This window comes from Nocardia sp. NPDC003979, assembly GCF_053605015.1.
Map to the genome: position 1 here is coordinate 179695 of NZ_JBSGIJ010000004.1, position 16841 is coordinate 196535.

Genomic DNA, 16841 nt, shown 5'->3' on the forward strand with positions numbered 1-16841 from the left:
CAAATTCCGCCGACCGTATTGTGCCATCCGCACAAATTCGGGCTCCAGGTAGCTTTTTGGGCTGGCAAACAGACCGGAGATGTGTCATAGCCGCGTGTCGTGTGGTGTCATGGTCGCCGAACACCCTGGTCCACCCCCGGTAGATCCAGAATCCGCGCAGGGTTCGTGGGTCGTTCAGGCAGTGGTGGGCCGGACAGGTGAGGATGTTGTACTCGGATGGGTGAAGTTCGTCGGTCGCCGCGTGGTCGAGGCAATCGGAAGCCGGGCGCTCCCCTCTTCGCACAGCTGCTGACCGCCGCGGTGGACACCGCCGCCGACGCGATCGCCCTGTCCTTCTCCCCCGCCGACGGTGCCCGCCGCGAGCTCACCTACACCGAACTCGACGAGTACTCCGCCCGGCTGGCGCGAGAGCTGCTCGCCCGTGGTGTCGGCCCGGGCGACGTGGTGGCGCTCGGCTTCACCCGCTCGATCGAATCGGTGGCCGCGGTCTGGGCGGTCGCCAAGACCGGTGCCGCCTACGTGCCCGCCGATCCGTCGTTACCCGCCGAGCGCATCGCCTACCTGCTGGCCGACTCCGGCGCGGTCCTCGGCCTCACCTGCGCGGCACACCGGCCGACCCTCGGTGAGTCGATCGTCTGGCTCGAGCTCGATTCCGACGCCGAACGGATCGCCGCCCAACCGGCGCATCCGATCTCGTATCTGGACCGGGTGCGCCCGCTGACCGACCAGCACCCCGCCTACGTCATCTACACCTCCGGATCCACCGGCAGACCCAAGGGCGTGGTCGTCACACATACCGGCCTGGCCGGTCTGGTCGCGGCGGCCCGCGAACGATATGCGGTCGATGCCTCGGCACGAGTGCTGCACGTGTGTTCCCCGAATTTCGACGTATCCGTGCTGGAACTGCTGGTGGCGTTCAACTCCGGTGCCACACTCGTTGTCGCGCCGCCACAGGTCTACGCGGGCCCGGAGCTGGCCGAGCTGATCGCCCGGGAACGGGTGACGCACATGCTCATCACCCCGGCAGCCCTGGAATCGGTGGACCCGCGCGGGCTCGACGAGTTACGGGTCGTGGTGGTCGCCGGTGATGCCTTCGGGCCGACACTGGTGCGGCGCTGGGCGCAAGGCCGCGCGTTCTTCAACGGGTACGGCCCCACCGAGGCGACCGTGCTGGCCACCGGCAGCGCCGCGCTGGCACCCGGTGAGCCGGTGACGATCGGGTCCGCCTTCCCCGCGATCGGTGCGGTGGTGCTCGACGCGCGATTGCGTCCCGTCCCCGTCGGGGTGGCCGGTGAGCTGTATCTGTCGGGTCCGGCGCTGGCGCAGAATTACCGCGGCAGGCCGGGGCTCACGGCCGAACGGTTCGTCGCCGCACCGTTCGCAGCGCCCGGAGCGCGGATGTATCGCACGGGTGACCTCGTTCGGCGCACGGAAACCGGCGACTTCGAATACCTGGGCCGGTCGGATTTCCAGGTGAAGATCCGCGGTTTCCGGGTGGAACTGGGCGAGATCGACGCGGCCCTCACCGCGCACCCGGATGTCGACTACGCCGTCACCATCGGCGCGAAAGCCGACTCCGGGGCGACCGCGCTCGTCTCGTATGTGCTCGCCGAGCAGGGTGCCGCGATCGACCCCGAGGAATTGATCCATTTCGTCGGGTCCTCCCTGCCGGGGCATATGGTGCCCACACTCGTGGTGGCGCTCGACGAGATCCCGCTGACCCCGAACGGCAAACTGGACCGCAACGCCCTACCCGCACCGGTTTTCGCCGCCGCGACTTCCCGCGCACCCGAGGGGCCGGTGGAAACGGCGATCGCCGAACTGTTCGCCCAGATCCTCGGCGTGGAGCGGGTCGGTGCCGAGGATTCGTTCTTCGCCGCCGGTGGCGACAGCATCCTGTCGATCCAGCTGGTGACCCGCGCACGCCACGCGGGCATCTCGTTCACCCCGCAGCAGGTGTTCGAGCACCGCACCGTGGCCGGGTTGGCGCGGGTCGCCGCGCTCGGCGCCGACGCCGCTCCGGCGCTTCCCGAATTGCCCGGTGGCGGGGTGGGTGAGGTCGCGCTGACACCGGTGCTCGCCGCCACCCTCGCCGACGGCCGCGTGTTCGCCAGATTCACCCAGCAGATGGTGCTCGCCCTCCCCGAGGGCATCGATCGGCCGACGCTGGTTCGCATCCTGACCGCTGTCGTCGATCATCACGACATGCTGCGCGCCGGGGTGCGCGAGAGCGACGGGCAGTGGTCGCTCGATGTGCTGCCGCCGGGCGGGGTCCCGGTTGACGACCTGCTGCGGCGTTTCGAAGGGTCCGAGGACATCGCCGACGTGGCGATGGATTCCGTCCTCGCGTCACTGGATCCGTGCGACCACCGGATGATCGGTTTCGCGTGGCTGACCCGCGACGACGGCCCCGACGGTCTGATCGTGGCAGCCAACCACCTCGTGATCGACGGCGTCTCGTGGCGAATCCTGCTGTCGGACCTGGTGACCGCATGGGCGCAGCACGCGGCAGGTCAACCGATCGCGCTACCCGCGGTCGGTACGTCGTTCCGTCGATGGGCGCACGGATTGGTCGAGTCCGCACCACAGCACCGCAACGAACTCGACCACTGGCAGCGAACCATGGGGGCTGCCGACCCGCTGCTGGGAAAACGTGGGCTGGATCCGGTTATCGACACCGCATCGACTGTGCGCACGTTCAGCGTCGAGATCCCCGCCGACATCACCCGTGCCGTGCTCACCGACCTGCCCGCCCGCTACCGGGCAGGCGCCGAAGACGGCCTGCTCGCCGCGCTGGCCATGGCGGTGCGGAGCTGGCGGGCCCGTCGAGGCGTGCACGCGTCCACCACCCGGGTGCGCCTGGAAGGCCACGGGCGTGAGGAATCCGCCGTCGACGGCGCCGACCTGACGCGGACCGTCGGCTGGTTCACCAGCATGTATCCGGTGGCGCTCGACCTGGGCGAGGTCGACGCCGACCGGGCATGGCGACCGGGCGCGCAGACCGCGTCGGTGGTCAAGGCCGTCAAGGAGCAGTTGCGCGCGGTGCCACACCGCGGCATCGGTTTCGGCATGCTGCGCCACCTGGACCCCGCGACCGAGCTACCGGGTTCGCTGGGCCAGGTCGGGTTCAACTACCTCGGCCGCATCTCCACCGGCGACGCCACCGACCACAGCTGGTTGCCGACCGCGGACTGGGGTGAACCGGCCGCCGACCAGGATCCGCAGCTGCCCGCGGCCGCCGTTGTCGACATCAACGCGGTAGCGGTCGGCACGGAAGACGGTGTGCTGCTTCGTGCTTCGTTCTCCTACGCGTCGCTGATCCTGGACGAGGCGGACGTGCGGGAGCTGGCCGACTGCTGGACCTCGGCGTTGACGGTGCTCGCCGAACACCTGGACCATCCGGCCGCCGGTGGCCTGTCGCCCGCCGATGTGCCGTTGGTCGACGTCACCCAGGCCGAACTCGACGACTGGCAGCGCACCCGGCCCGGCCTCAGCGATGTGGTGCCGTTGGCGCCCTTGCAGCTCGGGTTGCTGTTCCTGGCGCAGGTGTCGCCGACCGACCCGTACCTGGTGCAGCTGGCGGTCGAGATGACCGGTGCGGTCGACCTCGAGCGGCTGCGCCGGGCGGCGGGGGCGGTGCTGGACCGGCACGGCATCCTGCGCACCGCCTTCACGACGACAACGGCCGGTACCCCGGTCGGTTTCGTGGTCGAGGACGTGACGGTGCCCTGGCGCGTCGTCGACACCGACCGCCCCGACCCGCACGCACTGCTCGCCGCCGAATCCCGCATCGGGTTCGACCTGACCGCCCCACCCCTGCTCCGGTTCACCGTCTATCGCGGGCCGGCGAGCCTGCACCTGGTGGTGACCGCACATCACCTGCTGGTCGACGGCTGGTCCATGCCGTTGCTCATGCGCGAACTGCTCGTCTGCTACGCCGCCGACGGTGCGCCCACACTGCTTCCGCACGTGCGCCCCTACCGCGACTACCTCGCCTGGCTCGCCGACCAGGACCGCACCGCCGCCCTCGAGAGCTGGCGCGCTGCCCTGGACGGGCACGAGCCGAGCCTGCTCACCGCCACCGTCCCACCCACCAATGCCGCACCCGGCCACGGGATGTCGGTCGTGGAGTTGTCGCGCGACGCCGCCCAGGAACTCGCCGGTTTCGCCGCCGCCACCGAGGTCACCGTCAACACGGTGTTCCAGACCGCATGGGGACTGGTCCTGGCCGGGGCGCTGGGTCGTGACGATGTGCTGTTCGGCGCGGTGGTGTCCGGACGCCCACCACAGCTCGACGGTGTGGACGGCATGGTCGGCCTGTTCGCCAACACCATTCCCGTCCGGGTACGAATCGGCGAGAACGCGTCGTTGCGGGAGTTGTTGTCGCGGGTGCAGTCCGAACAGATCGCGCTGCTGGGCGGTCACCATCTGGGGCTGACCGATATCCAGCGGGTCGCGGGCGCCGGGGAACTGTTCGACACACTCATGGCATACGAGTCGTACCCGGTGGATACCGAAGGGATGCGACAGGCACACGGCTCGATCGACGGTCTCGAGATCGTCGACGTGCAGGCCGCCAACGCCACCCATTACCCCGTGGCGGTCGGCGTCGAGGTCGGTGCGGGAATCCGGGTCGGGTTGCAGTACCGGCTCGAGGCGATCGGCGCGGATATCGCCGAGGCACTGGCGAACCGGTTGCGCACAGTCCTCGACGTCATCGTGCACTCCCCCGAACGCACCGCCGGTGAGCTGCTGGGAACCCTTGCCCGCCACCGTGATCCGATCTCCGACGTGACGTACTGGCGTGCGGTGCTCACCGACCTGCCATTGGAGTTGCCGCTGCCGACGGAGCGTCCCCACTGGGTTTCGTCGGACCGCAGTGCCGGGCACCTCACGAAGCGGCCCGGACGGGTGGACGTCGCTGTTCCCGCCGAAGTGTGCCGAGGGGTACGCGACACCGCCCGCGCCTACGACACCACGGCGTTCAGCGTTGTGTATGCGGCCTTCGCGACACTGCTGGCACGACTGTCGGGCACCGACGACATCGTCATCGCAGCCCCGTATTCTTCTGCCGAACACCGCGTACTGCGTCTGCGCGTCCTCGGCGCCGCCGAGTTCGAGCGCCTGCTCACCGACGCATCAATGGTCGTCGACGAAGCCGTGGCGCGACCAGGGATGACTATCGATGAGATGGTGGCGCGGCACTCCGCCCACGCGGACCACTGCGCCCCGCACCTCAGCGAACCCGAGTCGACGGAAAGCCACCACGCGGCGGCACCACACCCGCTGCTTCGCGTCATGCTCCGTCCGGCCACCACACGTCACAGTGACGAGACGTCCTTCGACCTGACGTTGTCGGTCGACACCGACGTGATGGACAACCACACCGAACCCACCGAAATCGGCGCCGAATTCACCTACGACACAGCATTGTTCGATCAGCAGACGATCGAGTCCTTCGCCGAGCGCCTGGTTCGCCTCCTGGCGGCCGCCGTCGAGAACCCGAAAACCCCTGTCGGTGACTTGCCGATCCTCAGCACCGCCGAACACACGGCACTGCTCACCCGCCCCAGCGCCGAGACACCGACATCGCTGTTCCCCGACCTGGTGACCACGGGCGCGACTCTCGGACCGGACCGCGTCGCGATCCGCTACAACGGGCACTCGACCACCTACGCCGAGCTGACCGAGCACACCGCACGCCTGGCCCGCGAACTCATCGCGCACGGCGTAGGCCCGGAAGTCCCTGTCGCCGTGGCACTTCCACGCTCCTACGAGATGGTCGCCGCCGCCGTCGCGATCACCACGGCAGGCGGTGTGTTCGTGCCGATGGACCCGGCCAATCCCGTCCAGCGCCTGCACCACCTCGTCACCGATTCGGGCGCCACGATCGGCATCACCGTCGGCGCCCACCTCGATCATCTGCCCACCGACATCACCTGGTTGGTCCTCGACGACCCCGCTTTCGCCGAGTCCTGCACTGCCCGGTCGAGTACCCCGATCACCGACCGTCACCGCCGCACCCCGCTGCGCGCCGACCACCCGGCCTACATCATCTACACCTCCGGTTCCACGGGCCTGCCCAAGGGCGTCACAGTGACGCATGCCGGCCTGGGTCCGCTGGTGGCCGAGGCGGTCGAGCGCTACCGCCTCGGGCCGAATCACCGCTTCCTGCATATCTGCTCGCCCTGGTTCGACCCGTCGGTGCTCGAGTGGCTGTGTGCCTTCTCGACCGGCGCGACCTTGGTGATCGTGGGGTCCGACATCGTGGGTGGGGTCGAACTGGCCGATCTGCTCGCGGCCGAGGCGGTGACGCACGCGATCATCACCCCGGCCGTGCTCGGCACCCTCGACCCGGCCGGTCTGGACGCCCTCGTGTCCCTGTCGGTCGGTGGTGACGTGACCACACCGGAACTGCTGTCGAAATGGCAGGGCCCGCACCGCCGCTACCTCAACGGGTACGGACCCACCGAGACCACCATCATCTCCACCTACGCCGAACTGATTGCGGGACAACCGATCACGATCGGCACCCCGGTGCGGGGCACACATGCCGTGATCCTCGACGCACGGCTGAAGCCGGTCGCACCGGGGGTCACGGGTGAGCTGTATCTGGCGGGCCCGGCCCTGGCCCGCGGATACCGCAACCAGCCCGTCACCACCTCGGCCCGTTTCGTCGCCGACCCGTGGGGTCCCCCCGGCAGCCGCATGTACCGGACCGGTGACCTGGTTCGTCTGCGCGCGACCGGTGACCTCGAGTACATGAGCCGCGCCGACACCCAGCTGAAGGTGCGTGGTTTCCGCATCGAACCGGGCGAGATCGATGCCGTGCTGACCGGGCACACCGACGTCGAGTGCGCCGTCACCGTCGGCAGACGCACGCCCGCCGGCTCGACCGCCCTGGTGTCGTATGTGCTTGCGGCACACGATGCCACGCCCGATCCAGCGAGCCTGATCGACTACGCGGCAGGCCATCTGCCCGCCCATGCGGTGCCGTCGGCGATCGTGATCATGGATGCCTGGCCGTTGACCTCCAACGGCAAACTCGACCGCAAAGCCCTGCCCGACCCGATGACCGTCACCGAGACGACCACCGCGCCGAGAGGTGCGATGCAAACCCGCCTGGCCGACCTGTTCGCCCGCGTACTCGGGCTGTCGTCGGTCGGGGCGGACGAATCGTTCTTCGCGATCGGTGGCGACAGCATCCTGTCGATCCAACTGGTGTCGCTGGCCCGCACCGCGGGCATCACCTTCTCCACCCGAGACGTTTTCGAGCACCGCACCGTCGCCGCCCTGGCCCGGGTCGCGACCACCGACGGCCCGGCCACGATCACCCTGGCCGAACTCCCCGGCGGCGGTGTCGGCGATGTTCCGCTGACACCCGTGCTCACCGAATCCCTGTCCACCGGATCCAGTGACCGCTTCGCCCAGACGATGGTGCTGGCCCTGCCCGACGGCATCGACCGTGCCGGTTTGGTCGCCACCATCGCCGCCGTCGTGGCGCGCCACGACATGTTGCGTGCCAGGCTGCGTGATCTCGACGGCGGATGGCAGCTCGAGGTCCTGGAACCACACGCGGTGCCGGTCGACGACCTGATCGGCGAGATCGAAGCGGGCGACGACCTCACCGGCATCGGTACCCGGGCGATGAATGCCGCGCTGACAACGCTGGATCCGGCGGCGGCCCGCATGATCGCGTTCACCTGGGTTCGTGGCAACGGCGGCGGTGACGTGCTCGCGGTCGCCGCGCACCACTACGTCATCGACGGTGTCTCGTGGCGCATCCTGCTGCCCGACCTGATCCTGGCCTGGGCGCAACACAGTGCCGGACAGCCGATCGCGCTGCCGCCGATCGGCACCTCGTTCCGGCGCTGGGCCCACGCACTGACCACCGTGGACCGCACCGCCGAACTGCCCTACTGGCGGCGCACTCTCGCGACCATCGACCCGCTGCTGGGTGCCCGTGCCCTCGATCGCACGGTCGACACCGAGGCGACCACGCGCTCGATCACCGTGCAGATCCCGCCCGAGGTGACCGACCCCCTGCTCACGACCTTGCCCGCCCTGTACCGGGCCGGCGCCGACCACGGGCTGCTCGCCGCACTCGCGCTCGCGGTGCGGGTGTGGCGTGCCCGTCGCGGTGTCGACGCGCCCGCACTGCGGCTGCGGCTCGAGGGCCACGGCAGACAGGAAGACGTCGTCCCCGGCGCCGACCTCACCCGCACGGTCGGCTGGTTCACCACCGTCTACCCCGTCGTGCTCGACCTGACGGAGCTGCGACCGGCGAGTTTCGACGACGAAGCGCTCGCCGCGACCATGCGCACGATCAAGGAACAACTGCTCGCCGTGCCCGACAACGGCATCGGTTTCGGGCTGCTGCGCAGCGCCGGGCACCTCGCGACCGAATCGGTGGCCCAGATCGGATTCAACTACCTCGGTCGCGCGGTGACCACCGGCCCCGCCGACGGCGACTGGCTGCCCACCGACGACCTCGGCGACATCGACGTCGACCACGACCCCACCCTGCCCGCGAACGCTGTCCTCGACATCAACACCATCGCGGTCGCCACCGAAACCGGGCTGCGACTGCAAGCCGACTTCCGCTACGCCACCGGCATTCTCGACGAATCCGAGGTTCGGGAGCTGGCCGACATCTGGTCGGACTGGCTGGCCGCACTCGCCGATCACACCGACTACCCGCAGGCGGGTGGACCGACACCGTCCGATGTGCCGCTGGTCCAGGTGTCGCAAACCGAACTCGACACCTGGCGGCGCGACCACCCCGGACTGTCGGACGTGCTACCGCTCTCACCGCTCCAGCATTCGCTGCTCGCGCTGGGCGACATGCTCGAGGAATCGGTACACGCCTACGTCATCCAGCTCATGGTCGACCTCACCGGCGAGCTCGACATCGACCGGTTGCGTCGCGCCGCGGCCGCTGTCCTCACCCGGCACGCGAACCTGCGTTCGGCATTCGTCACCACTCCCGACGGCACGCCCGTGCAGGTCGTCGCCGACAATGTCGAGGCACCGGTGCGGGTGGTCGACACGACCGAGGCCGAGCTGGCCGGTCTGCTCGCCACCGACCAGGCGGCCGGATTCGATCCGGCGGTCGCGCCGCTGCTGCGCTTCACGGTGTACCGCACCGGTTCCGGACGCAACCGCCTGGTGCTGACCGGGCATCACATCCTGCTCGACGGCTGGTCCATGCCGTTGCTGATGAAGGAACTGCTCGTCCTCTACACCACCGGTGGAGACGCGAGCGTCCTGCCCGAGGTGCGTCCCTACCGCGACTACCTCGACTGGCTCAGCCGCCAGGACCGGACCGTCGCCGAGCAGGCGTGGTCGGACCTGCTGCACGGGGTCGAACCGACCATGCTCGCCCCCGAACTGACCTGGCCACGCCCCACCGGAACCGGTTACGGGCTGTGCGAATTCGAGCTCGACGCCACCGCCACCGCCGCGCTCACCACCTTCGCCGCGTCGGTCGAGGTCACCGCCAATACGGTATTCCAGACCGCGTGGGCGCTGGTTCTCGCCGCGAGTACCGGTCGCGACGACATCGTGTTCGGCGCCACCGTATCCGGGCGCCCACCGCAGCTCGACGGTGTCGGCGACATGATCGGCCTGTTCGTCGACGCCGTTCCGGTGCGCGTGCGCATCGACGGTGCGGTCGGCGAGCTGATCCGCGCGGTGCAGACCGAGCAGGCCACCCTGCTCGACCACCATCACCTCGGGCTCGGCGCCATCCAAAGGGTCGCCGGTCGTGGCGAATTGTTCGACACCATGCTGGCGTTCGAGTCCTACCCCGTCGATGTCGAGGGTCTGCAGCAGGCCGGTGGGGCGCTCGACGGTCTGCGCATCGATGACCTGCAAGGCGCCGACCACACCCACTATCCGATCACCGTCCTGGTCTTCCTCGGCGCCCGCACCCAGGTTCAGGTCAAATACCGGCGTGATCTGGTGTCGGACGAGGTGGCGCGCGCCGTCACCGACCGGCTGCGCACCGCCCTGTCCGAACTGATCGTCACCGACGAATCCGCGCGACGCATGCGACCGGTGCATGCGATCGACATCGTGACAACGCTCGGCGCAGACCCGACCGACCCGATCACCCGGTCCCGGTTCTGGCGAACCACCCTTGCCGATCTTCCCGGTCACCTCGCCCTCCCCACCGAAGCATTCGTCGACGTCTTCGCCGATCCCGACCCGACCCGACCCGCGGATGCGGCGGTGCGGACCATGCACCCGCATCGCAGGAGCGACCGAGCGATCGGGCCACGACCGGCTACGACCGGAGCCCAGCACCACGAGACCGGACGGCAACCGGACGGCCGGGAGTTCGAGACCTTCCCCCGCGAACCAGGTGGCCGGACCGACTGCCCGGGGCCTGCCCACCGGCACACCGACTTCGCGGTCCCGACGACAACGTATCAGGACCTGCGCCGACTGGCCGCCGGCGCCGACGTCAGCTGGTCCAGTGCGATCGGCGCCGCCGTATCGGTGCTCATCGCACGACTCACCGGCTCCGACGACATCGTGCTCCACGCGTCGGATCTGCTGCTGCGCACCCACATCGACCCCACCGAACCGTTCCGCATGCTGCTCGGCCGCGTACACCGAGCCGCGGACCGCGCCTACGCGCATGCCGGAATCCCGGTCGAGGACCTGACCTCGATACTCGGCGTGGAAAGCGGCTCGCTGGGGCGGATCCGTCTCGAACTGCGCAACTCCGCGTACCCGCACGATGATTCGGCGGTGTCGTCCTGCCCGGCACATGATCTCACGGTGGTGGTGGCCGAGTCGGCCACCGGAATGTCGGTCGACGTCGGCGGCCCGGGTATCGATGTGGATGCGGCGAGGGCGCTCGCCCACCGCCTGATCGGTCTGCTCGGCGATGTCACCCGCCGCCCGAGCACCCCGGTAGGTGATCTGTCGGTGCAGGTACCGGGCGAGGACCGGCTCCTCGAACGCATCGGCACCGGACCCCGGCACCGCTGCGCCCGCACCCTGGCCCAGCTCCTGGTCCGCGGCACCGGTTTCGGTCAACGCCGAATCGCGGTGCGCGACAACGGAACCGACTACAGCTACGGCACCCTCGACGCCGACTCGTCCAGGTTGGCGCGGGTGCTGATCGCCGAGGGCGTCGGCCCCGAAACCGTCGTCGCTTGCGCGATCCCCCGCTCCTACGCGGCGATCCTCGCGCTGTGGGCGGTCGCGAAAGCGGGCGGGGTGTACCTGCCCGTCGATCCGAACTACCCCGACGACCGCATCCGGCATATGCTCGCCGATTCCGGCGCCCCGGTGGGCCTGACCATCGCCGCCCACGCCCACGTCCTCCCGGAAACGGTGCGCCCGTTGATCCTCGATGACCCGGCCGCGCGGGTCCGGGTGGCGGCATCCGCGTCGACCCCGGTGCGTGACCGGCACCGTCGCAGGCCGCTGCGTCGCGACAACGCCGCCTATCTGATCTACACCTCCGGCTCCACCGGCACCCCGAAGGGTGTGTGTGTCACCCACACCGGCCTGGCCGCTCTCGTCGCACACTCGGCGAACCTGATGCGTCTACGTCACGACGACCGCATGCTGCACGTGTGCTCACCCAGCTTCGACCAGTCGATCGAGGAGATCACCACCGCCTTCCACCGGGGCGCCACCCTCGTCATCGCACCACCGGACAGCTTCGGCGGCGCCGAACTCGACGAGCTGCTGCGCACCGAACGCGTCACCCACACGATCATCACCCCCGCACTGCTGAGCACCCTCGATCCCGCCGGACTGCCCGACCTGCGTTGTGTGTCGGCCGGCGGTGAGGCCGTAGCGCCGGAACTGTTGTCCGAGTGGGCATCCGGTCGCACCTTCCTCAACGGATACGGCCCGACCGAGGCCACCATCGGTGCCACCTACACCGTTCTGCGTGCCGGTGAACACATCACCATCGGCACCCCCGTACCCAACATGCGGGCACTCGTCCTCGACGCCCGGCTGCGGCCGGTGCCCGTCGGCGTCACCGGCGAGCTGTACCTGACCGGGCCCGGCCTGGCGCGTGGTTACGGCGGTCGCGGCGCGACCACCGCCGAACGTTTCGTGGCCTGCCCGTGGAGCGAGACCGGTGCGCGCATGTACCGCACTGGTGACCTGGTGCGCTGGGTACGCAAGGACCGTTACGAGCTGGAATACCTGGGTCGCGGCGACTTCCAGATCAAGATCCGCGGCTTCCGCATCGAACCCGGCGAGGTCGATGCCGTGCTGGTGCGCCACCCCCAGGTGAGTTTCGCGCTCACCCTCGGCACCGAGAACCCGGCAGGCGAGACGGTGCTGGTGTCGTACGTGACCGGTCGCGCCCCCGATGCCGGTGCCCTGACCCGATGGGCGGCGACGCTGTTGCCCGCGCACATGGTGCCCGCGGCGGTGGTCGTGCTCGATCGTGTCCCGGTGTCGGCCACCGGCAAGATCGACCGGACAGCGCTGCCCGCACCCGAATTCGTCAGCCGCCGCTACCGTGAGCCGTCCACCGGGCCCGAGCGCACGGTCGCCGCGATCTTCGCCGACGTCCTCGGCGTCGAACGGGTCGGTGCCGACGACAACTTCTTCGACCTCGGTGGCAACTCCCTGCTCGCCACCCGGCTGGCGGCACGCCTGAGCGCCGCGGTCGGTACCCGGGTGCCGGTGCGGTCGCTGTTCGCCGCACCGACTGTCGCCGGATGCGCCGCCGCGATCAGCGCCTCGGCGCAGGCACAGACCCGGCCCGCGCTGTGCGCCCGGCCACGGCCGGAACGCATTCCGCTCTCACCCGCCCAGCAGCGCATGTGGTTCTTGAACCGGTTCGACACCGCGACCGCCGCGTACACCATTCCCGTCGTCTTGCGCCTGACCGGTGCGCTCGATACCGCCGCGCTGGTTGCCGCGTTCACCGATGTCGTCGCCCGCCACGAGATCCTGCGCACCGTGTACCCGATGCTCGATCAGACACCGGCGCAGGTCGTGCTGCCCGCCGACCATCCCGACGTGCCACGGTTGGTGCTCGCACCCGCCCCCGCGGACCCGAATGCCGCTGTCGCGGAACTTGTTTCGGCGCCGTTCGACGTGACCATCGAGGTGCCGTTGCGCGCCGCCCTGTTCGAAACCGGCGACGAACACATCCTGGTCGTCGCCGTGCACCACATCGCCGGTGACGGTTTCTCCGGTGGCCCGCTCACCCGCGACCTGGTCTCGGCCTACGGTGCCCGCGTCGACGGTCACGCCCCCACCTGGACGCCACTGCCCGTGCAGTACGCCGACTACGCCATCTGGCAGCAGAACCTGCTCGGCGACGAAACCGACCCCACCTCCACCGCCGCCACCCAACTCGCCTACTGGCAGCGCGAGCTGGCGGATCTGCCCGACCAGCTCGAGCTGCCCCGCGACCGCCCGCGCCCCGCGGTCCAGACGTATGCCGGTGGCCGGGTGCCGTTCACCCTCGACGCCGCCACCCACACCGCCCTGACCGAACTGTCGCGCACCCACGGCGCGACCCTGTTCATGGCCGTGCACACCGCCTTCGCCGTGGTGCTGTCGCGCCTGTCGGGCAGCACCGACATCGCCATCGGCACACCCGTCGCCGGTCGTGGCGACGCGGTGCTCGACGACCTGATCGGCATGTTCGTCAACACCCTCGTCTTCCGCACCCGCGTCGACCACCGCGCGAGCTTCACCGACCTGCTCACCCGGCAACGCGACATCGACCTGCAGGCCTTCGCCCACGCCGACATCCCCTTCGAACGGCTCGTCGAGGTCCTCAACCCCGCCCGATCCACCGCCCGGCATCCGCTGTTCCAGGTCGGGTTGTCGTTCCAGAACCTCGGACAGGTCAGCATGGATCTGCCCGAGGTCGGCGTCAGTTCGGTGGAGCTGGATCGCGAACTGTCCCAGTTCGATCTGCATCTGATCGTCGCCGACCGCTACAGCGGCGACGGTGCCCCGGCCGGTATCGGCGGGTACTGCACCTACGCCACCGACCTGTTCGACGCGGCCACCGTCGCGGGATTCCTCGACCGGCTCACCCGGCTGCTCTCCGCGGTACTCACCGACCCGAACCGGCCCCTGCACACCGTCGACCTGCTCGACCCCGACGAACGCACCCGTGTCCTGCACACCTGGAATCACACTGTGCGACACGGTGATCCGGCCGCCACGCTGGCCTCGCTGCGTGCGGCCACCGTCCGGTCCACCCCGGACGCGGTCGCGCTGGTCGCCGACGGTGTGCGCTTGACCTTCGCCGAACTCGACGCGCGCGTCAACCGGTTGGCCCGCCACCTGGTCGCCGCCGGCGTCGGGCCGGGAACACGGGTCGCGCTCGCTATGCGGCGGTCGGTGGACCTGGTCGTCGCGATGTACGCGGTCACGGCCGCCGGTGGTGCGTACGTGCCCGTCGACCCGGACCAACCGCAGGCACGCACCCGCTACATCCTCGACACCGCGGCCCCGCTGCTGACCCTCACCCACGCCGACACCTGGCTCGCCGCGACCGGTTCGCACGATGCCGTGTCGGTCGAGCAGCTGGATCTTGGCGGCTACTCGCCGCGACCGCTCGTGGATGCCGAACGGGTAGCCCCCGTCCGGGCGACGGACACCGCCTACGTGATCTTCACGTCGGGATCGACCGGACGCCCCAAGGGGGTCGCGGTGCCGCACGCCGCGATCGTCAACCAGTTGCGCTGGAAGACCATCGAATTCGGTCTCGGCGCCGACGATGCCGTGCTACTGAAGACCGCCGCGACCTTCGACCTGTCGGTGTGGGAGTTCTGGTCCACCGCGGTGAGCGGTGGGCGCATCGTGCTCGCGTCCGCGGGCGGACACCGCGACCCCGCCTACCTGGCGGAGCTGATGCGCACCGAGAACGTCACCACCCTGCACGCCGTGCCCTCGATGCTCGATGCCCTGCTCACCGAGGAACTGCCCAGCTCGCTGCGCCGCGTCCTCGCCATCGGTGAGGCACTGCCGGTGTCCCTGGCGCGGCGCATCCAGACCGCGGCGCCACAGGCCGCGCTGTTCAACGTGTACGGACCCACCGAGGCCGCCGTATCGATCACCAGTCACCGGGTGACATCGCGCGACACCGTCACCGTGCCGATCGGCCGGCCCGTCCACAACAGCCGGGTCTACGTTCTCGACGCACACCTGAACCCCGTTCCCGCCGGGGTCACCGGCGAGTTGTACCTCGGCGGAACACAATTGGCCACCGGGTACCTGGCCCGCCCCGATCTCACCGCCGAAAGGTTCGTCGCCGACCCCTTCACTCCGGGCGAACGCATGTACCGCACCGGCGACCTCGCGGCCTGGACCGCCGACGGCGAACTCGACTACCGAGGCCGCACCGACTTCCAGACCAAGATCCGCGGCTTCCGCATCGAGCTCACCGAGATCGACTCGGTCCTCACCGAACATCCCGATGTGGCGTCCGCCGTCACCCTCGGCCGCGCCAATCAGACCGGCGAGACCGTGCTGGTGTCCTATGTCGTCGCCGGACAAGGCAAGTCGGTCACCGTCGAACGGCTCACCGAGTGGGCCGCCCACCAGCTGCCCACCCACATGATGCCCGAGTCGATCGTGGTCCTGGACCGGATTCCGCTCACCGCGCACGGCAAACTCGACCGCGACGCCTTGCCCGCGCCGACGTTCACCGCCCGCACCTACCGTGCTCCGGCCGGTGCGGTGGAGCAGACGGTGTGCGCGGTCTTCGCCGACGTACTCCGCCTGGACCGGGTCGGCATGGACGACCACTTCTTCGAACTCGGCGGCACCTCACTGCTCGCCACCCGCCTGGCCACCCAGCTCGGCGACGCGCTCGCCGCGACCGTCCCCGTCACCTGGATCTTCACCGCCCCCGCCCCCGCCGGGATCCTCACCGCGCTACGGGCGGCCGGTACGGACTCCACCGGCCCCGACACCGCCTTCGACATCCTGCTCCCCTTGCGCACCACCGGCACCGGCGAACCCCTGTTCTGCGTACACCCCATCAGCGGCCTGGCCTGGTCGTTCAGTGGTCTCACCGCACACCTGGACCGCCCCGTCTACGGTCTGCAATCACCGGCACTGAGTTCCACCGAGCCGCTGCCGGATTCGATCGAACAATGGGCACTGCTCTACCTCAAGCACCTACGCGCCGTGCAACCCGAGGGGCCCTACCACCTGCTCGGCTGGTCGCTGGGTGGCGTGATCGCCCACGCCATGGCGGTGCAATTGCAGGAAGACGGGGAACAGGTCGCGCTGCTCGGCATGCTCGACAGCCGCCTCACCAGCGCCTCACCCGCGACGGCCACCGAAGCCACCGCCGCCGACCTCCTCGGCGGGTTCGCCGGCGAGGGCGACGAAACCGACGCGCGGGCCCTGGTCCGCCGACTGTGCGCGTTGTCGGCACCCGACGTGCCCGTCGACGAAGCACGCATCGACAGGATCATCGACGGTGCGACCACCTCCATCACACTCGACGCCGCCTACCGGCCCCGCCCCTTCCACGGCCCCCTCACCTACTTCACCGCCACCGACGACCCCACCGGCTCCACCGGTGCGACATCGTGGGCGGACGCGATCACCGACGCAGTGCACAACCACCCGATCGCAGCCACCCACTGGCGAATGACCGAACCCGCCGCCCTCGCCGAAATCGCCCGAATCCTGCGCGGTCTCGGCGGCTGATGTTGCTTGACCTGGGCCAGCGAAAATCGCGTCGAGGATGCCATGGTCGTCGGCCGACGCAGCGGTCCGATCGGTGATCGCTGGTCTCGCCACCAGGGGCAAGTTGAGCTCTGCAAGCCTGCTTATCTCATACGCGAGTTGCTGTTCCGTCCGGCCAGAGGGCG

General features: G+C 69.6%; 1 protein-coding gene. It reads left to right on the forward strand.

Annotation, left to right across the window (positions count from 1 at the left end; all coding sequences use genetic code 11):
* The first annotated feature begins 216 nt into the window (after positions 1 to 216).
* A complete protein-coding gene (locus ACWEVR_RS10500; protein ID WP_452466689.1) occupies positions 217 to 16677 on the forward strand; it encodes an amino acid adenylation domain-containing protein in 16461 nt (5486 codons plus the stop codon).
* The last annotated feature ends 164 nt before the right edge of the window (positions 16678 to 16841 follow it).

Excerpts from the sequence above, each read along its gene's own strand:
- ACWEVR_RS10500 (WP_452466689.1), top strand. The coding sequence starts at position 217 with ATGGGTGAAGTTCGTCGGTCGCCGCGTGGTCGAGGCAATCGGAAGCCG.